Genomic DNA, 20,737 nt, shown 5'->3' with positions numbered 1-20,737 from the left:
TGAATATCCTGGGTCATCGTTGATCTTCTTGAGCAGGTATAGGGTGTTCCTGGCGCCCGACCCACGGCGCCAGCATGAAACTGAAGGCCAGCCCCAGGCTCACCGCCAGGCCGAAGTTACTCACCGCAGGTGTGCTGGACAATGCCAGCAGGCCGAACGACAGCCAGGTGGTGACCGCTGCCAGCAGGGTGCCCAGCAGGCTCACGGCGGCACCGCCGATCTGTTCGCGCATCAGGATCGCGTAATCGACGCCGATGGCCGTCACCAGCAACAGGCCGAACAGGCTGAACAACGTCAGTGGTTGTCCCAGCCAGCCGAGGCTCGCCAGGCTGCATAGCGCGGCCAGCAACGGCAGGGCAACGATGCGCAAGGCCGCGCTAACCCCGAAAGGCCAGATCAGCAGCAGCACAATCAGCACGCAGGAGGCCAGTTTCAACTCGGCGGCGCTGACCTGCGTGGCGGCGAAGACCCGGTTCAGGTCACCCAGGCGATCCACCAGTTGCACGCCCGGCAGGTCTACGGCTTGCACGCGCAGCAGCGCGGCATCGTTCAAGCCTTGCAGGCTGATCATAGCGGCCACGCCTTGCGTCGTGGGGCCGAGCCAGAGTGTGCGGTACGGCTCGGCCAGGGGACCGGCCAGCGCGGCATCGATGTCTGTCACCGGCAAGGCCTGCAATTGCGCCAGCTCCCCTTGCAGTGCGGCGACCGGCACGCCCAGGTCAAGCAGCGGTTGCCAGAAGTCCGGCAATCGGGCCAGTGCTTGGCGCACTTTCTGCTGGTCGGCGGGCGGGCTTATCAGTTGGTTCAGTGACAGGTAGCCTTGGAGTTTTTCCAGGGCGATCAACTGGTCCAGTCGCTCGTTGAGGGCGGTCTGGCGCTCCAACAGTTGGGGCTGATCATCGGCGCGGATCAGGAAGAACTGGCTGGTGGGCTGAAAGCCGGTGATGCGCGCGATGTCGCGGGCTTCGTCGGTGAGGTGCTGGGGCGTGCCGATCCATTGGCGGATGTCGTTTTTCGTGGTCAGGTGCCAGAGGCCGCCCGCGCAGAAGCTCAGCAACAGCACCAGCAGCACCGGCGTGGGCACCCTTGCCAATAACGCTTGGCGGATCTGGAGCAGGCATTCGCACAGCCGCAGCGGCCACTGGGCCGGACGCAGGTCTGCGCCTTTGAGCAGCGCCGGCAACAGGCAGACCGCGGTCAAGTAGGCGCCGACCAGCCCGGCGGCGGAGAATATCGCGATCTGGGTCAGGGCCGGGAACGGCGTCCAGGCCAGGGCGAGGTAGCCGATGCAGGTGGTCGCCAGGCTCAGGCTCAGCCCCGGCAGGGTCAGGCGCAAGGCCGGCCAGCTGCGCCACGGCTTGAGGCTCCAGCTCTTGGACAGGTAGTGCAGCGGGTAATCCACCGCGACACCGATCAGGCTCGAACCCAGCACCAACGTCATCACATGCATGCGTCCGAACAACGCCACGCACGCCACCGCGCCGAACAGCATGCCGACCAGCACCGGCATGAACGCCAGCCACACGCGCAAGCGCCGGAAAGCCAGCAACAGCAACAGCAGGATGCCGATGGTAGCGCCACCGCCGACCCAGGTGATTTCCCGCGACGCCTGTTGCTGGCCGCTGGCGGCGTACAGCAGGCCACTGGCGGCCAGCAATTGCCCTTGGGCCTGGCTCGCCTGGTCGCGGCTGCGTTGCAGCAGTTCGGCCACTTGCAGCGGCAGGTTCATGTCGAACGCGTTGCCCTGGGCGCGGGCCCGCAGCATCACCCAGCTTTTACCGTCGGCATCGGCGACCAATGCACCGCTGCCGATGTCGAATTGGATCGCGCCGCGTTGTGGCTGGCTGTTCTGGATACGCCCGGTCAGGCCCAGCCAATCGTCCTGGTTCGGCACCAGGCTGAAACCGCTGAACGGATCGAACAAGGCCTGCACCCGCTGCTGGATGAACGCCTGGGGCTGCTCGATCAATTGCTCCCGGTCCGCCGCCGAGAGCATCGCCAGCCGGCCGTTGAGCAGTTGCGTGCGCAGCGCCGGCACGTCGGCCTGCAGCGTCCACTGCACCTTGTCGAACAGGCCGCTGGCCTGCCATTGCTCGCCCAGGGTTTGCGCCAGGGCGATGGCTTGCTGGCGATCGGTATGGCCGACCAGCACCAGCACCTCGCGGTTGAGCGGCTCCTGCATGCGCTGCTCGGCGATCAGTTCCAGGGCGTCGGGCGATGTGCCCGGCACCAGCTCCATGAGGTTGGCCGACAGCGGCGCGCCGTTGCGCCATTGCCAGCCGGCGAGCGCGAGCACCGCCAGCAGCAGGATCAGGAACAGCCGGGGCAGCATCCGTTCACTCGGCAAAATCATGTTGCTCCGCTTCGCTCAAAGGTTGCGCGGCGGTAGCGTCCAGCATGCGCAGCACGGTGCTGTCGCCCTGGGTTTCCAGCAATTCGATGCGCTGGACCAGTTCGCCGCCGTCAATGTTGATCTGGTTGAAGACTTGCTTGAGCAGCACCGAGCGCGGGGTCAAGGTGAGCTTCCACTGCTGCGGCTCGCCCGACAGGCTCAGCTCGAAATCCCGTTGCAGGCCACTGCTGTCGCCCTGCAATACCGCCAGGAACAACCGGTTCTGCTCGGCGCCGGCACTCTTGTTCGGCAGCATTTGCCAGGCATTGCCGTCCCGCCGGGCGATGCCCTGGGCGGTGATGCGGTAGTCCTGTTGCAGTGGGGTCTGCAGCAACCACAGCAGCCCGTGGTTTTTCGCCAGCACGAAGCGGCCCTTGCTGGTGAGGGGCTGGGGCAGGGCGCGCAGGTGTTTTTCCTGGATGAACTGGCCGTGGATCACCTCCGGGCGGGCCAGTTGGTCACTTAATTGCTGTAGATCGAACGCCTGGGCCAGCGGCGACAGGCTGCACAGCAGCAGCCAGATGAACAGGCGCTTCATGACAGTTTCCTCTCGACGGCTTCGACAAAGACCCGTGGCGAGGCCAGCAGCATCTCGCGAGTGGCCATGTCCACGGCCACTTGCACTGAACTGGCCCGGGTGAAGCGTTCGCCTGTCGCGGCGTCACTGATCAGGTAGTTGATCTTCAGCCGGTTTTCCCACTCCACCAGGCTGGCGCGCACGGTCAGAGCCTGGCCGAACACGGCACCGCGTACGTAGCGCAACTGCAGGTCGATCACCGGCCACGCATGCCCCGATTCGAGCATGTCATTGTAGTTGTGGCCGATCAGGTCGAGCAGGGCACAGCGGGCCACTTCCAGGTATTTGACGTAATGGCCGTGCCAGACCACGTTCATTGAATCGACGTCGAAAAATGGCACCACGATCTGCGTGTCGACGTGCAAAACACCTTGGCTACGCATGCAGCCTCCAGTGTTGCTCGGCGATGCGTTGCAGGCACAGGCGCAGTTCGCCTTCCAGGGCGCGGTCTTCGATGACCGGCGGGAAATCCTCGGCCAGTTGCTGGTGCATGGCGGCCAGGGCCGGTGGCAGTGGACGTGCGTCTTCGGCCCGGCTGCGCAGCCAGACGCCCTGGTTGGCGGCGAGCAAGGTGGCGGCGGCCACTTGTTCGGTCAGTTCCAGCACGCGGATCGCATCCCGGGCGGCGATGGTGCCCATGCTCACCTTGTCCTGGTTGTGACACTCGGTGGAGCGCGAGAACACGCTGGCCGGCATGGTGTTTTTCAGGGCTTCGGCGGTCCAGGCGCTGGTGCCGATCTGCACGGCCTTGAAGCCGTGGTTGAGCATCGCTCGCTCGGCACTGGCGCCGGAAAGGTTGCTCGGCAGGCCATGGTTGTAGCGCTCGTCCACCAGCAGCGCGAGTTGCCGGTCCAGCAGGTCGGCGACGTTGGCCACCAGGTTCTTCAGGCTGTCCATGGCGAAGGCGATATGCCCGCCGTAGAAATGCCCGCCATGGAGCACGCGCTCGGCTTCGGCGTCGATGATCGGGTTGTCGTTGGCGCTGTTGAGTTCGGTTTCGATGAACCCGCGCAGCCAGCCCAGGCTGTCGGCCAATACCCCGAGCACATGGGGGGCGCAGCGCAGGGAATAGCGATCTTGCAGGCGATGCAGTGGCGCGGTCGGCGCGTCGATTGCCAGGTCCTTGCGCAGCCACGCGGCGACTTGCATCTGCCCCGGATGTGGTTTGGCGGCGAACAGGCGTTCATCGAAGTGTTCCGGGTTGCCTTGCAGGGCGACCACGTTCAGCGCGGTGATGCGGGTCGCCAGTTGCAGCAGGTAGTCGGCGCGGGCGAAGGCCAGGCAGGCCAGGCCGGTCATCACCGCGGTGCCGTTCATCAGCGCCAGGGCTTCCTTGGGCCGCAGCACCAGCGGCGTCCAGCCCAGTTCACGGTGCACGTCGGCGGCCAGGCGGCGCTCGCCACGGAACATGACCTCCCGTTCGCCGGAAAGCGTGGCGGCGACGTAGGACAGCGGCGTCAAATCGCCGCTGGCGCCCACCGAACCTTCTTCCGGAATCAGCGGCAGGATGTCGTGTTCGAGAAAGGCCTGGAGGCGTTCCAGCAGTTCCACCCGCACCCCCGACACGCCGTGGCACAGCGACTGCAAACGCGCCGCGAGCACGGCGCGAGTGGCCTGGGCGTCGAGCAGCTTGCCCAAGCCGCAGCCGTGGAACGTGTACAGGTGACGGGGCAGGGCCTCGACGTGGTGCAGCGGCACGGCCACCACGCAAGAGTCGCCGTAACCGGTGGTCACGCCATAGATCACGCCTTCCTTGTCCAGCAGGGAATCGAGGAATTGCGCACCCTTGGCGATGCGCAGGCGGAACGCCGGGTCATCTTGCAACTGCGTCGGTGCCTGACGGTTGGCCAGGGCCAGCACGTCTTCAATGCGCAAGGGGCGTTCGCCGAAGGTTACCGGCTCAAGAGTGGGCATCGTCATCGGTCTTCCAGAAAGGGTAAAAGTTGAACCACTGTTGCGGGCCCTGGAGGCAGTACTGCGCCAGGCGTTCGGCGTAGCGGGCGGCCCAGTGGGCGATCACTTGCTCACGCTCGTTGCGCTTCCACGTCACGGCATCGGCGAAGGGTTCGAGGGTGACGCGATAGCGCCCCTCGTGCTTGAGGCACATCAGCAGGTTGACCGGGCATTTGAGCAGGCCGGCCAGCAACCACGGGCCTTGCGGGAATGCCGCCGGGTGGCCCATGAAATCCACGGTCACGCTGCGCCCGCCGTGCAGCGGCACGCGGTCGCCGGCAATCGCCAGCCATTCGCCGCGCTCCAGGCGTTCGCTCAGCTGCAACATGATCACCGGGTCCAGTTCGCTGACTTGGATCAGCCGCAGGTGCGTGGCGCCGGCTTCGCCCAGCAAGCGGTTGAACTGCTCGGCGTGCTTGGTGTGCACCAGCACGTTCATGGTGACTTTCTCGCCCAGCTCGGCCAGGGCCCGGCACATCTCCAGGTTGCCCAGGTGCGCGCCCACCAGCATTTGTCCGCGGGCATCGCGCAGGTGATTGCGCAACAGCGCCGGGTCGACGATCTCGATCTGGTCGATGCTCAGCTTGCCGTTCCAGACGTCGAGTTTATCGAGCAGGGAGTCGGCAAAGGCCATGAACTGCCCGAACACCCGCCAGCGGGTCGGGCGCAATTCGGGACGTGCGCTCCAGTCGGCCAGGCGTTGCTGGTATTGCCAGGCTGCCTGCCGGGCGCTACGACCGAAAATGAAGAAGTACAGGACGATGCCGTACAGCACCGGCGTCAGCAAGCGCCGGCCGAGCACCTTGGCGGCGAGGGCGGTGAGTTTCATCAGCCAGTAACTGCCGCGCTCCTGGCGGTCGGCCCAATGTTGTTTGTCTGCCTGAAGACTCATGCCCGCCACCGTCGCCAGAGAATCAGGGGAAAGCGCACCAGCATGCCGAAGAACAACCGGGTGTGCATGCTGGAAATCAGCACGTTGTCGTGAAACAGGCGAAAGTGCGAAACCCCATCCTGGGGGTAATGGACCCGGGTGTGCAGCCAGTGCATCGGCTGATTGCGCCAGGCCAGGCGCACGAGGATGTCCGAGTCGAAATCCATGCGCTTGCCGATGTTGGCCGAGTCGATCACGGCCAGGGTCGGTGCCAAGGGATAGACCCGAAAACCGCACATCGAGTCGCGGATTTTCAGGGACAGGCTGTTGATCCAGACCATGACGTGAGTGAGGTAGCGCGCATACAGGCGGCCTTTCGGCACGCTGGCGTCGTAGTGGGGATACCCGCAGATCACCGCGTCCGGGTGGGCCCGGGATTGCTCGATGAACGTTTTCACGTCGCCAAGATCGTGCTGTCCGTCGGCGTCCACCTGCAGCGCATGGCTGAAACCCAGGCGCGAGGCTTCGCGCAGGCCGGCCATCACTGCACCGCCCTTGCCTTGGTTGACGGCCAGCCTGAGCAGATGCACCTGCTCGCCTTCGGCCAGCCGTTCCAGCACCGCGGCACACGCCGGGCTGCTGGCGTCATCCACCAGCACACAGGGCAGGCCGTTGGCGAGCAACGCCGTGACCACCGCCGAGATGGCGGTTTCGTGGTTGTAGACCGGGATGACGGCGCAGGGGTTATGCATGTTTTCTGCCCTCCACAAATCCATTGTGGCGAGGGAGCTTGCTCCCGCTCGAGTGCGAAGCGCTCGCTCTTGCAAAACCAGGGGCTGCTTCGCAGCCCAGCGGGAGCAAGCTCCCTCGCCACAGTGATTTGTGCAGATGCCTAAGCATTGTTGCCCCCCAACACAATCCGCCCACTGGAGCACGCCGCCGTGTCATTGCGGAAGGCAAAGTACAGCTTGCCGCGCTCGCGGTCGAAACGCAGGTGCAGCTGGATTTCATCGCCGGGGCGCACCAGTTGCTGGAATTTCAGCACTTCCATGCCGACAAATCGGGGCGGCAGGTCCAGCAGTTGTCGGCCGAGGCTCAGGGCCCAGTCGACCTGCACCACGCCCGGCAACACCGGCGCGGTGGGAAAATGACCGCTGAAGTACGCCAGGTCTGGCGGCACGATCAATTGCAGGCTCCACTCCCCATCGGTTTCGACTCGCTCCAGGACTTCGGGGCCTTTTGGACGTGGCGCCAGCAGCAGCGCCTCGACCTCGGCCTGGGGCAACTTGCCCTGGGCGTTGAGCGGCAACTGCCGCAGCCAGCGCCAGCGCCGTGGCAGGGCTAGGGTTTCGCAGTGGGCGCTCAGGTGCCGGCGCAGGCCCTCGGTAACGGCGCGTCTGCCCTGGTTGCGCAAGGCATGCAGGCCGGCATCACTCAGCACCACCAGCGCGCCAAGGGAGGCGCGATTCTCCTGCACCACGCCCAATCGCGCTTCGCTGACCCAGTCGTGGGCCACCAGTGCTTGTTCCAGCATCGGCAGGGAGATGCGTTTTTCTTCAAGCTTGACGATACGGTCCAGTCGCCCGAGCAGCTCGAAGCGCCCGTCGTCGGCGATCCGCGCTGCGTCAGCGGTATGTTCCACATGCCCGGCCGGCAGATAAGGCGAAGCGATCAGCAAGGCGCCGTCGCTGTCCTGGCTCAACTCGACGCCGGCAAAGGGTTGCCACAATCCGCCGCCCTGGCGCCAGGCGATGCCGCCGGTTTCCGAGCTGCCGAAAATTTCCGTCGGCCATTGTCCCAGGCGTCGCTGCAAGCTTTGTGCGGCCTCGGAGGGCAAGGCGCCGCCAGAGGAAAACACTCGACGCACGCTGCTCAAGGCCGGCCAATCGAGGTTGTCGCCCATGCGCTTGAGCAATGCCGGGCTGGCGACCCAGGCGAACGCCGGTTGTTCGCGGCTGGCCCGTTGCAGGTCTTCGGGAAACGCCAGTTGCCGACGCATGAATGGACGCCCGGCGCACAGCGGCCACAGCACCCGAAACAGCAGTCCGTAGATGTGCTGGGCGGCCACGCTGCCGATCATGCAGGCCGGGCCGAGGTCGGCGCCCCACAGCTGTTCCAGGGCCTGGACTTCGTTACTCAACTGCCGCAGGGTTTTCTCGATGCGCTTGGGCTCGCCGCTGGAGCCGGAGGTGCACAGGCTCAGCCAGCAGTGATCGAGGTCGAGTTCGGCGCCATCCATCGGCGCGTGTCGCACGTCGCCGGGATGGGTGTCGCCGGGCTGGTCGGTCAACCACAGGTCCACGTCCGCCGCCCAGCGCTGGCGTGTCTGCGCTTGCAGGTCGGCGGGCAGCAGGACCCGCACCCCGGCACGCCAAGCGCCGAGCAGGGCGATGGCCAGGTCGGCGGCATCGTCCAGGTGCACCGCCACATGCCGCGCGCCCCGGGCTTGCAGGCCGGCCGCCAGGCACAACGCCGCGTCCCGCAGTTGCGAGTGATCCAGCGCCGGAGCGACCGTAACGGTGCGTTCCGGCTGAGCCCTGAGCAACATCTGCTCAAGTGTTATCCAATTCATGGGCGGCCTCTTACCCGTTGTCGTATGAGCCATTCAATGGCAAACAGCAGCCCCATCAATCCGTAGGAAATCAGGCCGGTGTACAACATCCACCAGCTCAGCGGCGCCCAAATGGTCAGGGCGGCGGCGAGCAAACCGTTACACAGGAAAAACACACACCAGGCCACCGTGACCTGGCGGGTATACACCACGGCCTTGGCCGGCAGCTGCGGTTCGCGCAGGCGGGCCAGGCGTTCAATCATCGGCGGGCCGTATTTCAGGCTCAGGGCGAACAGCCCGAGCATGAACCCGCTGATCAGCACCGGGTACCAGCGCAGCAGGAGCGGGCTGTCGAACAGCGCGAGCAACACACAAAAACCGATCGCCGTGACAGCCATCCAGCGGCTGCCGGCGCCGCCCTTGCCAAGCAACGCCCGGGCCAGCCACAGGCTCCCCAGCAGCAGCCCGAACTGCCACGGGGCGAAATGCTCCATGCCGAAATACACCGCAAAGGGGTACAGCAGGCCTGCCAGTAGCAGGCCGAGGCCAATCAGCCGGGTCATGCGGCCGGTTGGACCAGTCGATAGACCGCCTCGACCACGTCATTGACGGTGCGCACCGACTTGAATTCTTCGGCTGCGATTTTCTTGCCAGTCTGGCGCTTGATGTGATCGATCAGGTCGACCGCATCGATGCTGTCGATTTCCAGGTCCTGGTACAGGTTCGATTCCAGCGTCACGCGCGTTGGGTCCAGTTCGAAGAGTTCGACCAGGGCATCACGCAGGGTGTTGAAAATGTCGTCACGAGTTTGCATGGTCGGTCTCAGGCGCTTTTTGCAGTGACGAAGGCCGCAAGGCTTGCCACATTGCTGAAATGGTTACGGGTGTCCTTGGCGTCGGCGTCGATCTTGATGCCATATTTTTTCTGGATCGCCAGGCCAAGCTCCAGGGCATCCACCGAGTCCAGGCCCAGGCCTTCGCCGAACAAGGTCTGATGGTCGCCGATGTCGTCGATGCCGATGTCTTCCAGGCCAAGGGCTTCGATGATCAGCTGTTTGATGTCACGGTGCAGATCGCTCATCTTCGGCGAGCTCCTTGATGTAATAGTGATGCAAGAAATCGTTGAGCCTGCGCGAAGCCTGGGGTGGCGGGCCGAGCGCGGCGAACGCCTGTGGGTCTATATCGGCCCCGACGTGAAAACTGAAGTGCACGCGACACCGAGGGATGCGATACCAGGGTTCGGCCTTGGTCAGGGTCGTGGGGTTGACCTTGATCGTGACGGGCGTGAGGATTTTCGCACCCCGCAGGGCAATGGCCGCGGCTCCCCGATGAAAGGCCGGCACCTGGCCTGGCTGAGTGCGCGTCCCTTCGGGAAAGACGATCAGCGTCTGGCCATTTTGCAAGGCGTCGCTGGCGGCATCGAGCATGTCCATGCTGCCGTCGTTGCTGATGTATTGGGTAGAACGCAATGGGCCACGGGTGAAAGGATTCTCCCACAGGCTTTGCTTGACCACGCAGTTGGCGTCGCGCACCAGCCCGATCAGGAACACCACGTCGATCAGCGACGGGTGATTGGCAATGATCATCTGCCCGGGACGCCCGAGCCGTTCGGCGCCATCGATCTGGTAGGTAAGCACCCCGGTGCGGGCCATGAATCGGATAAAGAACCAGAACAACCGCCCGACGGTGCGACGAGCCCTTTGTCGGTGGGCCTTGGCATCCCCGGGCAACCAGGCCAGCAACGGGAACACCAGCAAACGCAGGCACAGCCCGCCCAGCCCGAACAGGGCGAAGCTGGCGGCGGTCGCGACCAGGCGCCAGTAATAGGCGTCGCGATGTTTGCCGGTCACCGGTTGCGTTGCCAGGTCCATACACGATTCTTCCAGGCATGTTGGCAGGTGGTTTCGTTGTTCAGCAGGGTACGCAACAGATCCAGGGCATGGGGCCAGTCGCCGCCAGGCGAGTGGTCGGCCTGTGCGGACAGGTCCAGTTGCCAATCGTCGCCCGGGGTCAGCAGCAGGCCCACGGCATAGGGAAAAGGCACGTCATCGACCCACGGTGCGTAGACCTGCGGCGGTTGTTCTTCGGTAATCACCAGCAACACCGCCGGCGAGCCTTCGTTCAACAGCGCTGCGGCCTCCAGCACGCCGTGCTCCAACCCATCGCCCGTGGCGGCCAGGGCGGTCATTTCGCTGGTTTCGCCGCGCATGATCGACCACAGGCCGATCACCGCGTTATGGACCGACAGGCTGAATTGGGTCGGCGACAAGGGCAGGTCGGCCGCCAGGTCCTTCAGAATCTCGAAAGTGCGCGGGGTTTCACCGTGACGGGAAATAAAGACCAACGGTAGGGCCGGACGGCCCTCGGCCAGTGGCCAGCCGACGCTGAAGGCCATCCGCGCCAGGCGACTGAGGCGCCGGCGTTGCATGGCGGGCAGGAACGAGACGTCAGGGGCGGCATCGTTGGCTGGCAATACGACCGGCTGTCGGCTCCATGCCTGCCAATCATCCACGCTTTCGAGCCCAGGGGCCCATGCGCGCCATTGGGCGATATTGAAATTGATCACAAACTTCACCCCACCCCTGCGGGCTTTTATTGTCACGGTTCAGTGGTTTGACCCGCGTCCAACCCTGCATGGCCTTGCGACCCAAGTGGCGCGCATTATCCCGGTGCGGTTGGCTTGTAGCAAATACTGGTTACATTTTGTCCAGCAAAAACGTACGGGTTGGTCCGCTCAGTGCCAGGCAAGACCATTGTCGCGATCATCGCGAGTTTGTCTGTCGGTTGTTCCTGTCATTGACTGGACTTAATTGACGCCTGAATCGTTGGAAAAGCCACCGTCGCTGTAGTCCTTCTACGCAGAAGGTAGCTAAGCGGTGTCGCGCCCTACTACACTCGGGAATCTTTGATACACGGAGGTTTTGACATGCGGCGTGTGGTGTTCAATCAGAAAGGTGGCGTGGGCAAGTCCAGCATCGCCTGCAATCTGGCGGCGGTCAGCGCCAGCGAAGGCTATCGCACGCTATTGATAGACCTGGATGCCCAGGCCAACTCCACTCAATACCTGACTGGCCTGACCGGCGATGACATCCCCATGGGCATTGCCGATTTCTTCAAGCAGACCCTGTCGTCCGGGCCGTTCTCGAAAAAGAACAAGGTGGATATCTACGAAACACCCTTCGACAACCTGCATGTCATCACCGCCACGGCGGAGCTGACGGACCTGCAGCCCAAGCTCGAGGCCAAGCACAAGATCAACAAGCTGCGCAAATTGCTCGAAGAGCTGGAGGAGGATTACGACCGGATTTACCTGGACACCCCGCCAGCCTTGAATTTCTATGCGGTTTCGGCGCTGATCGCCGCTGATCGGGTGTTGATACCTTTTGACTGCGACAGTTTTTCCCGTCAGGCCCTGTACGGCCTGCTGGCGGAAATCGAAGAGCTCAAGGACGACCATAACGAAGGCCTGGAAGTCGAAGGTATCGTGGTCAACCAGTTCCAGGCCCGCGCCAGCCTGCCGCAGCAGATTCTCGACGAACTGATCGCCGAAGGCCTGCCGGTGTTGCCGGTGTACCTGAGCAGTTCGGTGCGCATGCGCGAATCCCACCAGGCTAGCCTGCCGCTGATCCACCTCGACCCGCGACACAAACTGACCCAACAGTTCATGGAGTTGCATAGCCTGCTGGAAAGCGCCTGAATCTGACCTGTGCAAAACCAAGATGTGGGAGCGGGCTTTGTGAGAGCAAGGCTTGCCCGCGATGAAAACGCCGCGGTCTCTTGAGGACCGCAGCGCCTGGATCGCGAGCAAGCCTTGCTCCCACAAAGCTCGCACACATTCATCTCATGGCTTCAAATCCCCTGGCTGCGCAACCAGCTCATCAATTGAGGCAAGGGAAACGCCCCACTCTGGCGCGCCACTTCCCGGCCATCCTTGAACAGAATCAGGCTGGGAATCGAGCGGATCCCCAACTGTGCCGACAACTGCTGGTTGGCCTCGCTGTCGAGCTTGGCCAGCCGACATTTGCCCGCCACTTGCGCGGCGGCCTGTTCGAACACGGGCGCGAAGGACTTGCATGGCCCACACCAATCGGCCCACACATCCACCAGCAACGGCAGGTCGCCTTTGATCTGGCTGGCATAGTCGCCTTGCTTGAGTTCGAACGGCTTGCTCAATAACACCTGGGCCTTGCAGCGCCCGCACTTGGGCTGGTCGCCCAGGCGTTCGGCGGGTATGCGATTGAGCCCGTTGCAATGGGGGCAGGGGATCAGCATCGGGACGTTCTCCTCGAAAAAGCAATTGCACAGATTGAACACTATATAGAAACCGCTGCAAAAACCTGTGGGAGCGGGCTTGCTCGCGAATGCGGTGTGTCAGACACATAGATGTCGACTGACACACCGTCTTCGCGAGCAAGCCCGCTCCCACATTTAGTTCAGTGTTGCCAGTTATTTTGCGTTGGTCAGCGTGTTGTAGCTGGTCATCAGGTTGCGGTAGTCCGGGATGTGGTTGGAGAACAGGGTCGCCAGGCCTTCCACGTCGTTGCGCCAGTCGCGGTGCAGTTCACAGGCCAGGCCGAACCAGGTCATCAATTGCGCACCGGAGGAAGACATGCGATCCCAGGCCGATTGACGGGTCAGTTCGTTGAACGTGCCAGATGCATCGGTGACCACGAACACTTCGAAACCTTCAGCCAGGGCTGACAGGGCCGGGAAGGCTACGCAGACTTCGGTGACGACGCCGGCAATGATCAGTTGTTTCTTGCCAGTGGCCTTGATTGCCTTGACGAAATCTTCGTTGTCCCAGGCGTTGATCTGGCCAGGACGGGCGATGTACGGCGCGTCCGGAAACAATGTCTTGAGCTCGGGCATCAACGGGCCGTTGGGGCCGGTTTCGAAGCTGGTGGTGAGGATGGTCGGCAGTTGGAAGTACTTCGCCAGGTCAGCCAGGGCCAGCACGTTGTTCTTGAAACGGTCCGGGTCGATGTCGCGTACCAGCGACAGCAGACCGGCTTGGTGATCGACCAGCAGAACGGCGGCGTTATCTTTGTCGAGACGGTTGTAGGAAGTAGTCATGGCGTAGCCCTCATTAAGTTTTGTTTGCCGAAGGTTTCGGCGTGGTTAAGGTTTTGAATTCGGTGCAGCGATTATTGGGTGACACATCTGGCCGAAGCGCCGGTTTGAATCCGTGTTGCGTTTCGATGTGTGTAGATTAAAACTGGCACCTTTGAAGCGCTAGACTGCGAAAATCAGCCTTAGCGTTCTATCTGGAGAACGATCATCGAAGACCTCAACACGCTTTACTATTTCACCCAGGTGGTCGAGCACCGTGGGTTCGCCGCGGCCGGCCGGGCGCTGGACATGCCGAAGTCAAAGCTCAGCCGGCGTATCGCCCAGTTGGAAGAGCGGCTCGGGGTACGGTTGCTCCATCGCACCAGCCGCCATTGCACGCTGACGGAGATCGGCCAGGCCTATTACCAGCGCTGCCTGGCGATGCGGGTCGAGGCCGAGAGCGCGGCGGAAGTGATCGAGCGCAACCGCTCCGAACCCCAGGGGCTGGTGCGCATCAGTTGCCCGACGGCGCTGCTCAACAGTTGGGTCGGGCCGATGTTGACCCGCTACATGCTCAAGTACCCGCGGGTGGAGTTGTTCATCGAGAGCACCAACCGCCGGGTCGACTTGATCCATGAAGGGTTCGATATCGCCTTGCGGGTGCGCTTTCCGCCGCTGGAAAACACCGACATGGTCATGAAGGTGCTGAGCAACAGCACCCAGTGCCTGGTGGGCAGCCCGGCGTTCCTTGAGCGCTTGTCTTCACCGGCCTCCCCGGCGGACCTCAACGGCTTGCCCAGCGTGCACTGGGGCGCGGCGCAGCGGGAATACCAGTGGGAGTTGTTCGGCCCGGATGGCACCCGCGCGCTGATCCGTCACGCGCCACGCATGGTCACCGACGACCTGCTGGCCCTGCGTCATGCGGTGCTGGCAGGCATCGGCATCGCCCACCTGCCCACCGTGGTGGTGCGCGAAGACATCGCGGCCGGCCGGCTGGTGGAACTGGTGCCGGGCTGGACGCCCAAGTGCGGGATCGTCCATGCGATCTTCGCCTCGCGCCGCGGGTTGCTGCCGTCGGTTCGTACGCTGATCGACTTTCTGGCCGAGGAGTTCAGCCACAGTGATATGGCGTAGGATGGAGACAGTAATGCCACCGGATTCTCCTTGTGGGAGCGGGCTTGCTCGCGAAGACGGTGTGTCAGTCAACATCTATGTGTCTGATACGCCGCCTTCGCGAGCAAGCCCGCTCCCACAGGAACTCACACTCCAGGCTTTTCCAAGGACATTTATCAAAGGGGCCATTCATCAGGTGCGCCGCACTGAAACGCTGTCGCGGCCTCAAAAAGACACCACGTACCTGTTTGCAGACTCAGGAGGTCCCATGAGCCATCCTCAAGACCCAGCCACTCCCCAAACAGTGGACAACCCCAACGACGACGGCTTCGTCCTCGGCACCGCCGGCCGCGACGAGGACCCCAACGCCGCCCCGGCCTACGCCACCGACCGTCGCCATGATCGGGACGAATTGACCCCGGAAGACGCCCGCGGCATGCCCGGTTATCCCGAGGAAAAGCCGCCGGCAAAACCCAGGGAGAAGGGGGTTGAAGAGGCAGAGCCGGGGATCGAGACGCCTGAGCAGGGGAACGATAAAGTTGGGTGAGTAACCTGCGATAAATTGAAGATTGCCATCGCGAGCAAGCTCCCACATGGATGGCTGTGTGACCGCGATATTTGCGACAACACCCCACCCCTGTGGAGCGAGCTTGCTCGCGATGACTCTCGTCCAGACAATCCTCGCCGTAAAAGCTGTCATCTTTCTTCCTAGCGTTATCGCAATTTGCGATAAATGCGATTTGTGTTTAACTCGTCCATAGCAAAATGCGATGAGGAAAAGGGATGAGTGCACTGATCGAACAAGTCGCCGCCCATTGGGAGTTTGTGTCTCCCTTGCTGCGTAAGCCCAGGAGCGAAGAGGATTACGACCGGTTGGTCGCAGCGCTCGATGAATTGTTGGAGTTGGTTGGCGAAGAGGAAGCCCATCCGCTGACGAGCCTGGTGGACATTATCGGTGAATGGATCGAGGCCTGGGATCATCAACACCGGCCGATGCCCAAGGCCACTGGCGTTGAGGCGCTTCGTTATCTGATGCGCGAGCATGGGAAGAGCCAGAGCGACTTGCCGGGTGTCGGTACCCAGTCGGTGGTATCGGAGATATTGAGCGGCAAGCGTCAGCTCAATTTAAGGCAGATCCGCTGGCTGGCGGAGCGCTTCGGCGTATCGGTTGAGACCTTTATTTGATGGCTTGGCGCACTAACTGTGGCGAGGGAGCTTGCTCCCGCTCGGCTGCGAAGCAGTCGTCGCTTTTGAGGGCTTGGGGCCGCTGCGCAACCCAACGGGAGCAAGCTCCCTCGCCACAGGGTTATGTGTTTGGTGGGAGGTCTGTTTTAGCCAGGGCCTGCGCTACGACGAGCAACTGATCTCCAGATGTTTGCCCCATTCCGGCGGGCGCTCGGCGTAGCTGTCCATGCCCCGTTGTTCTTCAAATGGGTGACTCAAGACAGTGTGCAGGCGGCGGACTTCGTCGTAGTCGCCTGATTCGGCGGCGTCGATGGCTTTCTGTGCCAGGTAGTTGCGCAGCACGTACAGCGGGTTGACGGCGTGCATGCGGGCGCGGCGTTGGTCTTGATCGACGGGGCCTTCGCGGTTGACGCGGGCGGTATAGAGCTCGCCCCAGGCGTCGAAGCCCTTGAGGTCGACGAAGTCGTCGCGCAGGGTGGCAATGGCTTGCTCGGGCGCCTGGTCGCCGAGTCGACGGAAGAACAGGCTGTAGTCGACGCCGCTGTTCTGCATCAGTTGCAGCAGGCGTTCCACCAGTTTCTGGTCATCCTCTTCGGCGACGGTCAAACCGAGGCGGCGGCGCATCAAGTCCAGGTAGTGAGCCTGGTACAGCGGCAAGTACAGCCCGAGGGTCTCACGCAGCGCGTCGACGCTGATGAAAGGGGTCAAGGCCTGGGCCAGGGCGCTGAGGTTCCACTGGCCGATGGGCACCTGGTTGCTGAATGAATAGCGGCCCTGGTCATCGGAGTGGTTGCAGATGAAGTTGGCGTCGAAGTCATCGAGGAAGGCGAACGGCCCGAAGTCGAAGGTGATGCCCAGGATCGACATGTTGTCGGTGTTCATCACGCCGTGGCAGAAACCGTAGGCCTGCCATTTGGCAATCAGCTCGGCGTTGCGCTCGACGATTTCGCGGTACATCGCCAGGTACGGCTCCGGCTGCTCACGGCACTCGGCAAAATGCAGGTTCAAGACGTGCTCGGCGAGGGCTGCGTGCAGTTCGGGTTTCTTGGTGTAGTAGAAATATTCGAAATGGCCGAAACGCACATGGCTCGGCGCCAGGCGCAGCACCATGGCGGCGCGCTCCTGTTTTTCGCGCCACACGGGGGTGTCCGAGCCGATCACGCACAAGGCGCGAGTGGTGGGGATGCCCAGGGCGTGCAAGGCCTCCGAGGCGAGGAATTCGCGGATCGAGGAGCGCAGCACCGCGCGCCCGTCGCCCATGCGTGAAAACGGCGTCTGGCCGGCGCCCTTGAGGTGCAGGTCCCAGTGCTCGCCGGCCTCGTTGTACACCTCGCCCAGCAGCAACCCGCGGCCATCGCCCAATTGCGGGTTGTAATGCCCGAACTGATGCCCCGAATACACCATCGCCCGAGGCTCGGTTTCAGCCCAGAGCTTGTGGCCGCCGAAGATCTCGGCGAACAGCGGTGCGTCGGCTTCAGCGGGGTCGAGGTCCAGCAACGCCATGGCCGCCGGGCTGGCGACCACCAGCCGTGGATTGTCGATGGGCTCGGGCAGCACGTGGGCCGAGAAACCGTCGCCCAGGCGAGCGAAACGGTTATCGAAGGTCAGCGTTTCCAGCGTTTTCATGGCCTTCTCCGGCGGGACGCTCGCAGGCAACCCGCAATCAGTCGAGTGTGCCTTGCGGCGGCTCAGGCACCGGCTTGATGCTGGCGACAGCCGAGGGCACGGGCGGAATGGTCTTTTTGTCGGGCTCGGCAGGCACCAGCTTGTATTCCTGGCCTTGCAGGTTCTTCAGATAGATTTCCATCTGCCGGAAGGAGATGTTGATGTGCTCCTTCTTGAATTCCCGGTTGATGAAGCGATTGATCTCGTCCAGCACCGGGTTGCGGTCGCCCAGGTCGCGTACGTGCATGCGCAGTTCATGGTCCAGTGTGCTTTCACCGAAGTTCAGGAAGTACACGATCGGCTCTGGCTCCTTCAGCACGCGCGGGTTGTCGCGGGCGGCCTTGAGCAGCAGTTCGCGCACTCGGTCGAGGTCCGAGCCATAGTCCACGCCCAGCTTCAGGGTCACGCGGGTCACGGTGTCGGTCAGCGACCAGTTGATCAGTTGCCCGGTGATGAAGGTCTTGTTCGGGACAATGATGTCCTTGCGATCGAAGTCGGTGATGGTGGTCGCGCGAATGCGGATCTTGCTGACCGTGCCCGACAGGTTGCCGATGGTGATGGTGTCGCCGATCCGCACCGGGCGCTCGAACAGGATCATGATGCCGGAGATGAAGTTGGCGAAGATCTCCTGCATGCCGAAACCCAGGCCTACCGACAGTGCCGCCACCAGCCATTGCAGCTTGTCCCAGCTCACGCCCAGAGTGGAGAGCGTAGTGACGAAACCGACGCCGGCGATGACGTAGGACAACAGCGTGGTGGTCGCGTAAGCGCTGCCTTGGGCAAGGTTGAGCTTTGACAGCACGAACACTTCCAGCAAGCCCGGCAGGTTACGTGCCAGGGCAAAGGTAATGCCGATGATGATCAGCGCGCCGAGCATGTCACCAATGCTGATGGGCACCATGCTCATGTTGACGCCGGTACCGCTGGTGTACTCGTAGAGGGTGATGTTGTCCAGGTACGAGAATACGCTGATCAGGTCCGACCAGACCCAATACAACGCGGCCATGAAGCCGCCGAGCAGGGCGAGGCGGATCAGGCGCAGGGATTGCTCGTTGACCTTCTCGATATCCAGGGTCGGCTCTTCGACCACGGCTTCGCCGTCGCCGGCTTCCTTGGCCGCCTGGCGCTTGGCCAGGGCGCGCTGGTAGGCCAGGCGCCGCGCCGCGACCGACAGGCCGCGCACGAAGGTGGCTTCGATCACCAGCCAGAACATCAGCAGGTACAAGGTATTGATCAGTCGGTCGCTGAGTTTCAGCGCGGTGTAGTAGTAGCCGAAGCACACCGCCACGAATAGCGCGATCGGCAGTGCGGTGAACAGCACCCCGACGGCCTTGCGAAACAGCGAAGTGTTCTTGTGCGTCGGACTGCTCAGCAACAGGCGACTGAGCAGCCACGCCATCAGCGCGTAGCAGGTCAGTACCACCGGCATGCCGAGCACGTCATCGGCCAGGGTCGAAGGTTGCAATTCGGCCACCGCTACCACGGCCACCAATGCCAGTACCACCAGCCCGAGCCGGCGAATCCAGCCTTGGAGGAATTCGACCTGGGGTTTCTCCCAGCGGAAATGCAACTCGGCCACGCCGCCAGGCGCCAGCACCCGATAGGCGGTGTAGAACACCAGCCAGGCCTGGCCGATCTGCAGCAGCGCCGCGCCGAGGTTGGCGTTCTGGCCGCGTGCGTCGATCTGCAAGGCATAACCGCAGAGGGTCAGTGCCAGGGCTACCGGCATGGCCAGCAGGATGTTGATCAGGATCGCCTGGGGCGTGTGCCACTGGCTGTCGCGCTTGAAGTGGCCAACGTCCTGGTGAACCTTGTTCAAGCGGGCATAGAGATTCTTGCGCCGCCACAGCAGCACGCCGATCAGCAGCACCAGGGGCAGGAACAGCAACGGGCGTTGGGTCAGGCCATCGGCCAGTTCACTGAGGCTCGACGCCCAAGGCAGCGAGTCGATCTGTTTCTCCAGGCGCGTCGGCACGGCACGCATCCATTCGAAATCCAGCGGCTTGTTGCTGGGAATCCAGAACATCTGCTCTTCAAGCGTCGCCCGCAGGTTCTGGGCGGTGCTGAGCAGCTGCTTCTGGTTGAGCTGCAAGGTGATGGATTCGTTGAGTACCGCGCTCAACTCCCGGTTCAGGCGCTCCAGCAGGTCGACGCGGGTCAGTGCCAGCTCCAGCAAGGTCTTGCGCAGTTGCGGCGTGGCTTGTTCCGAGGGTTGCGAGGCCAGCAGGTTGTCGACATAGGCACTGGGGTTGTTCAGCAGCTCACGTTGTTGGCTGACTTCGAACTGGTACAGGCGGATGTCGGCGATCTGGTCGGCCAGGGTCTGGTCCAGCTTCAGGCGCGGCAGGGTCTGGCGCTGCTTGTAGAGAATTTTGGAGAGCAGCAGGCTGCCCTTGAGCACGCTGATTTGCTCGTCCAGGGCCGCGTCGGTCTGGGTCACACTGTCCAGCAATTGCTTGGTCTGCAGGTTCTGCTGGGTGACTTCGTTGAGGCGGTCGGTGCTTTTGAGCAGGTAGTCGGAGAGCTTCAGGTTGGCTGAGCTTTCGGTCGCCAGCAAGCTGCTGCCACCGGCCTTCTGGGCTTCAATGGATTGCTGAGTCACTGTCTCCTGGGACTGGGCCAGGCGCTTCTGGTTGATCAGGTTCTGCAGGTCCTGGATTTCCTGCTCCATGCGGGCGATTTTTTCCATCAGCAGATCGTGCTGGCCGTTGCCCAGGTCCTGCAGTTGGCTGTTGCCGGCCAGTTCCTGGCGGCGCAGCGGGATCAGTGCATTGAGTGCCGCCAACTCGGCGTTGAGCTGGTCGCGCTGCTCGGCGCTGAGGGCCTTGCCGGCATCTCGACCGGCCTTGAGAATCGTGTTGATCTGCTGGATGCGGGTCTGGCTGGTGGAGATTTCCGCCTGGGCGCGCTCGGGGCGGGTCTGGGCGGTGATGACCAGGCTGTTGGCATCGGCCAGGGCTTTTTGCAGGTCGCTCTGCTGGGTGGAGCGCTCCGTGAGCATTTGTTCGAGCTGGGGAATCGGCAAGTTGGCATAGCGTTGCGCCACCGGCACCACCGTGGTGCCCTTGAGCCGCGCCAGTTCGCGCTGGTTCTCGATGTTCTGCTTGGGCGCCGTGGCCAGTTGCTGTTTGAGTGCCTGCAGCTTCTGTTCGTAATCAGCCTTGTTGTTGAGCTGGGTCAGCGTGTTCTGCAACACGGCCTGCAGGGCTTTCTGGTCGGCTTCCGGCAGTTTGCGGTCGCCGATCTTGTCCAGGCTGGCCTGTACCGAGGCACTGGTGGGCGGCTCGGCGGCGTGCACCGTGCAGATGGAAAGACTCAGGCCGAGCAGGGCAATGGCGAAAAAGGAGCGCAGGGTAGGCATAGAGACCGGTCAAGCAAGTGA

At 63.0% G+C, this 20,737-nt stretch carries 20 protein-coding genes; 4 read left to right on the top strand and 16 right to left on the bottom strand.

Translation table 11 applies throughout. The annotated features are described in order from the left end of the window. Positions 1-13 precede the first annotated feature (13 nt). The 12 genes from M1D99_RS27635 to M1D99_RS27580 form a co-directional block, all read right to left on the bottom strand. Positions 14-2,353, bottom strand: coding sequence for an MMPL family transporter (locus tag M1D99_RS27635; protein WP_458131090.1), 2,340 nt, complete (start codon positions 2,351-2,353; stop codon positions 14-16). Next, positions 2,337-2,930, bottom strand: coding sequence for a LolA family protein (locus tag M1D99_RS27630; protein WP_186706051.1), 594 nt, complete (start codon positions 2,928-2,930; stop codon positions 2,337-2,339). The genes M1D99_RS27635 and M1D99_RS27630 overlap by 17 nt, the downstream gene beginning before the upstream one ends. Beyond that, the gene (locus M1D99_RS27625; protein ID WP_186706050.1) at positions 2,927-3,352 is read right to left on the bottom strand and encodes an acyl-CoA thioesterase; all 426 of its coding nucleotides are present in this window, start codon (positions 3,350-3,352) and stop codon (positions 2,927-2,929) included. Before M1D99_RS27625 ends, M1D99_RS27630 begins: the two co-directional genes overlap by 4 nt. Then, the gene (locus M1D99_RS27620; RefSeq protein ID WP_186729472.1) at positions 3,345-4,889 is read right to left on the bottom strand and encodes an HAL/PAL/TAL family ammonia-lyase; all 1,545 of its coding nucleotides are present in this window, start codon (positions 4,887-4,889) and stop codon (positions 3,345-3,347) included. Before M1D99_RS27620 ends, M1D99_RS27625 begins: the two co-directional genes overlap by 8 nt. After that, positions 4,870-5,814 carry an LpxL/LpxP family acyltransferase gene (locus M1D99_RS27615; protein WP_186706048.1) on the bottom strand — a complete coding sequence of 315 codons (945 nt, stop codon included), beginning with the start codon at positions 5,812-5,814 and terminating at the stop codon, positions 4,870-4,872. Before M1D99_RS27615 ends, M1D99_RS27620 begins: the two co-directional genes overlap by 20 nt. Further along, positions 5,811-6,545, bottom strand: coding sequence for a glycosyltransferase family 2 protein (locus M1D99_RS27610; RefSeq protein ID WP_458131089.1), 735 nt, complete (start codon positions 6,543-6,545; stop codon positions 5,811-5,813). Before M1D99_RS27610 ends, M1D99_RS27615 begins: the two co-directional genes overlap by 4 nt. Positions 6,546-6,685: 140 nt before the next feature. Continuing rightward, positions 6,686-8,365: an AMP-binding protein gene (locus M1D99_RS27605; RefSeq protein ID WP_458131088.1), complete on the bottom strand. Its 1,680-nt coding sequence runs from the start codon at positions 8,363-8,365 to the stop codon at positions 6,686-6,688. Continuing rightward, on the bottom strand, positions 8,362-8,907 hold the full coding sequence (locus M1D99_RS27600; RefSeq protein WP_434572820.1) for a COG4648 family protein: 546 nt from the start codon (positions 8,905-8,907) through the stop codon (positions 8,362-8,364). The genes M1D99_RS27605 and M1D99_RS27600 overlap by 4 nt, the downstream gene beginning before the upstream one ends. Continuing rightward, complete coding sequence (locus M1D99_RS27595) at positions 8,904-9,158, bottom strand: acyl carrier protein (protein ID WP_458131087.1); 255 nt, start codon at positions 9,156-9,158, stop codon at positions 8,904-8,906. Before M1D99_RS27595 ends, M1D99_RS27600 begins: the two co-directional genes overlap by 4 nt. 8 nt (positions 9,159-9,166) lie before the next feature. After that, positions 9,167-9,424: a phosphopantetheine-binding protein gene (locus tag M1D99_RS27590; RefSeq protein ID WP_186706043.1), complete on the bottom strand. Its 258-nt coding sequence runs from the start codon at positions 9,422-9,424 to the stop codon at positions 9,167-9,169. After that, the gene (locus M1D99_RS27585; RefSeq protein ID WP_186729476.1) at positions 9,405-10,214 is read right to left on the bottom strand and encodes a lysophospholipid acyltransferase family protein; all 810 of its coding nucleotides are present in this window, start codon (positions 10,212-10,214) and stop codon (positions 9,405-9,407) included. Before M1D99_RS27585 ends, M1D99_RS27590 begins: the two co-directional genes overlap by 20 nt. Next, the gene (locus M1D99_RS27580) at positions 10,190-10,909 is read right to left on the bottom strand and encodes a beta-ketoacyl synthase chain length factor (RefSeq protein ID WP_458131086.1); all 720 of its coding nucleotides are present in this window, start codon (positions 10,907-10,909) and stop codon (positions 10,190-10,192) included. Before M1D99_RS27580 ends, M1D99_RS27585 begins: the two co-directional genes overlap by 25 nt. 360 nt (positions 10,910-11,269) lie before the next feature. Here M1D99_RS27580 and M1D99_RS27575 point away from each other — a divergent pair, with 360 nt between their 5' ends. Further along, the gene (locus tag M1D99_RS27575; RefSeq protein WP_186706040.1) at positions 11,270-12,040 is read left to right on the top strand and encodes a ParA family protein; all 771 of its coding nucleotides are present in this window, start codon (positions 11,270-11,272) and stop codon (positions 12,038-12,040) included. Positions 12,041-12,192: 152 nt separating this feature from the next. On the opposite strand, the gene trxC is transcribed toward M1D99_RS27575, so the two are convergent. Together trxC and ycaC are read right to left on the bottom strand one after the other, a co-directional pair. Next, positions 12,193-12,615, bottom strand: coding sequence for a thioredoxin TrxC (gene trxC / locus M1D99_RS27570; protein ID WP_434572817.1), 423 nt, complete (start codon positions 12,613-12,615; stop codon positions 12,193-12,195). A gap of 174 nt (positions 12,616-12,789) precedes the next feature. Next, on the bottom strand, positions 12,790-13,416 hold the full coding sequence (gene ycaC / locus M1D99_RS27565; RefSeq protein WP_018603387.1) for an isochorismate family cysteine hydrolase YcaC: 627 nt from the start codon (positions 13,414-13,416) through the stop codon (positions 12,790-12,792). Between the two features lie 204 nt (positions 13,417-13,620). Here ycaC and M1D99_RS27560 point away from each other — a divergent pair, with 204 nt between their 5' ends. From M1D99_RS27560 to M1D99_RS27550, 3 genes are all read left to right on the top strand, one after another. Then, positions 13,621-14,526 carry a LysR family transcriptional regulator gene (locus tag M1D99_RS27560; protein ID WP_217884362.1) on the top strand — a complete coding sequence of 302 codons (906 nt, stop codon included), beginning with the start codon at positions 13,621-13,623 and terminating at the stop codon, positions 14,524-14,526. 247 nt (positions 14,527-14,773) lie between these two features. Beyond that, entirely contained in the window at positions 14,774-15,052 is a 279-nt protein-coding gene (locus M1D99_RS27555) for a hypothetical protein (RefSeq protein ID WP_434572815.1), read from the top strand. A gap of 236 nt (positions 15,053-15,288) precedes the next feature. Next, entirely contained in the window at positions 15,289-15,690 is a 402-nt protein-coding gene (locus M1D99_RS27550) for a helix-turn-helix domain-containing protein (RefSeq protein ID WP_434572814.1), read from the top strand. 162 nt (positions 15,691-15,852) lie between these two features. Here M1D99_RS27550 and selO read toward each other — a convergent pair whose 3' ends face one another. After that, complete coding sequence (selO, locus tag M1D99_RS27545) at positions 15,853-17,316, bottom strand: protein adenylyltransferase SelO (protein WP_434572812.1); 1,464 nt, start codon at positions 17,314-17,316, stop codon at positions 15,853-15,855. 37 nt (positions 17,317-17,353) lie between these two features. Beyond that, the gene (gene mscK, locus M1D99_RS27540; protein WP_186706034.1) at positions 17,354-20,716 is read right to left on the bottom strand and encodes a mechanosensitive channel MscK; all 3,363 of its coding nucleotides are present in this window, start codon (positions 20,714-20,716) and stop codon (positions 17,354-17,356) included. Between the last annotated feature and the right edge of the window lie 21 nt (positions 20,717-20,737).

The organism is Pseudomonas sp. R3-41 (assembly GCF_054161485.1).
Note: the sequence above shows the minus strand (reverse complement) of the source record. Positions and strands in the feature narration are given on the sequence as shown.

Bases quoted from the DNA above. Each gene is read 5' to 3' on its own strand.
- trxC (WP_434572817.1), bottom strand. From the start codon at position 12,615: ATGCTGATCCCCTGCCCCCATTGCAACGGGCTCAATCGCATACCCGCC.
- M1D99_RS27605 (WP_458131088.1), bottom strand. From the start codon at position 8,365: ATGAATTGGATAACACTTGAGCAGATGTTGCTCAGGGCTCAGCCGGAA.
- M1D99_RS27635 (WP_458131090.1), bottom strand. From the start codon at position 2,353: ATGATTTTGCCGAGTGAACGGATGCTGCCCCGGCTGTTCCTGATCCTG.
- mscK (WP_186706034.1), bottom strand. From the start codon at position 20,716: ATGCCTACCCTGCGCTCCTTTTTCGCCATTGCCCTGCTCGGCCTGAGT.
- selO (WP_434572812.1), bottom strand. From the start codon at position 17,316: ATGAAAACGCTGGAAACGCTGACCTTCGATAACCGTTTCGCTCGCCTG.
- M1D99_RS27595 (WP_458131087.1), bottom strand. From the start codon at position 9,158: ATGCAAACTCGTGACGACATTTTCAACACCCTGCGTGATGCCCTGGTC.
- M1D99_RS27625 (WP_186706050.1), bottom strand. From the start codon at position 3,352: ATGCGTAGCCAAGGTGTTTTGCACGTCGACACGCAGATCGTGGTGCCA.
- M1D99_RS27550 (WP_434572814.1), top strand. From the start codon at position 15,289: ATGAGTGCACTGATCGAACAAGTCGCCGCCCATTGGGAGTTTGTGTCT.
- M1D99_RS27630 (WP_186706051.1), bottom strand. From the start codon at position 2,930: ATGAAGCGCCTGTTCATCTGGCTGCTGCTGTGCAGCCTGTCGCCGCTG.
- M1D99_RS27590 (WP_186706043.1), bottom strand. From the start codon at position 9,424: ATGAGCGATCTGCACCGTGACATCAAACAGCTGATCATCGAAGCCCTT.
- M1D99_RS27620 (WP_186729472.1), bottom strand. From the start codon at position 4,889: ATGACGATGCCCACTCTTGAGCCGGTAACCTTCGGCGAACGCCCCTTG.
- M1D99_RS27585 (WP_186729476.1), bottom strand. From the start codon at position 10,214: ATGGACCTGGCAACGCAACCGGTGACCGGCAAACATCGCGACGCCTAT.
- ycaC (WP_018603387.1), bottom strand. From the start codon at position 13,416: ATGACTACTTCCTACAACCGTCTCGACAAAGATAACGCCGCCGTTCTG.
- M1D99_RS27600 (WP_434572820.1), bottom strand. From the start codon at position 8,907: ATGACCCGGCTGATTGGCCTCGGCCTGCTACTGGCAGGCCTGCTGTAC.
- M1D99_RS27555 (WP_434572815.1), top strand. From the start codon at position 14,774: ATGAGCCATCCTCAAGACCCAGCCACTCCCCAAACAGTGGACAACCCC.
- M1D99_RS27615 (WP_186706048.1), bottom strand. From the start codon at position 5,814: ATGAGTCTTCAGGCAGACAAACAACATTGGGCCGACCGCCAGGAGCGC.
- M1D99_RS27575 (WP_186706040.1), top strand. From the start codon at position 11,270: ATGCGGCGTGTGGTGTTCAATCAGAAAGGTGGCGTGGGCAAGTCCAGC.
- M1D99_RS27610 (WP_458131089.1), bottom strand. From the start codon at position 6,545: ATGCATAACCCCTGCGCCGTCATCCCGGTCTACAACCACGAAACCGCC.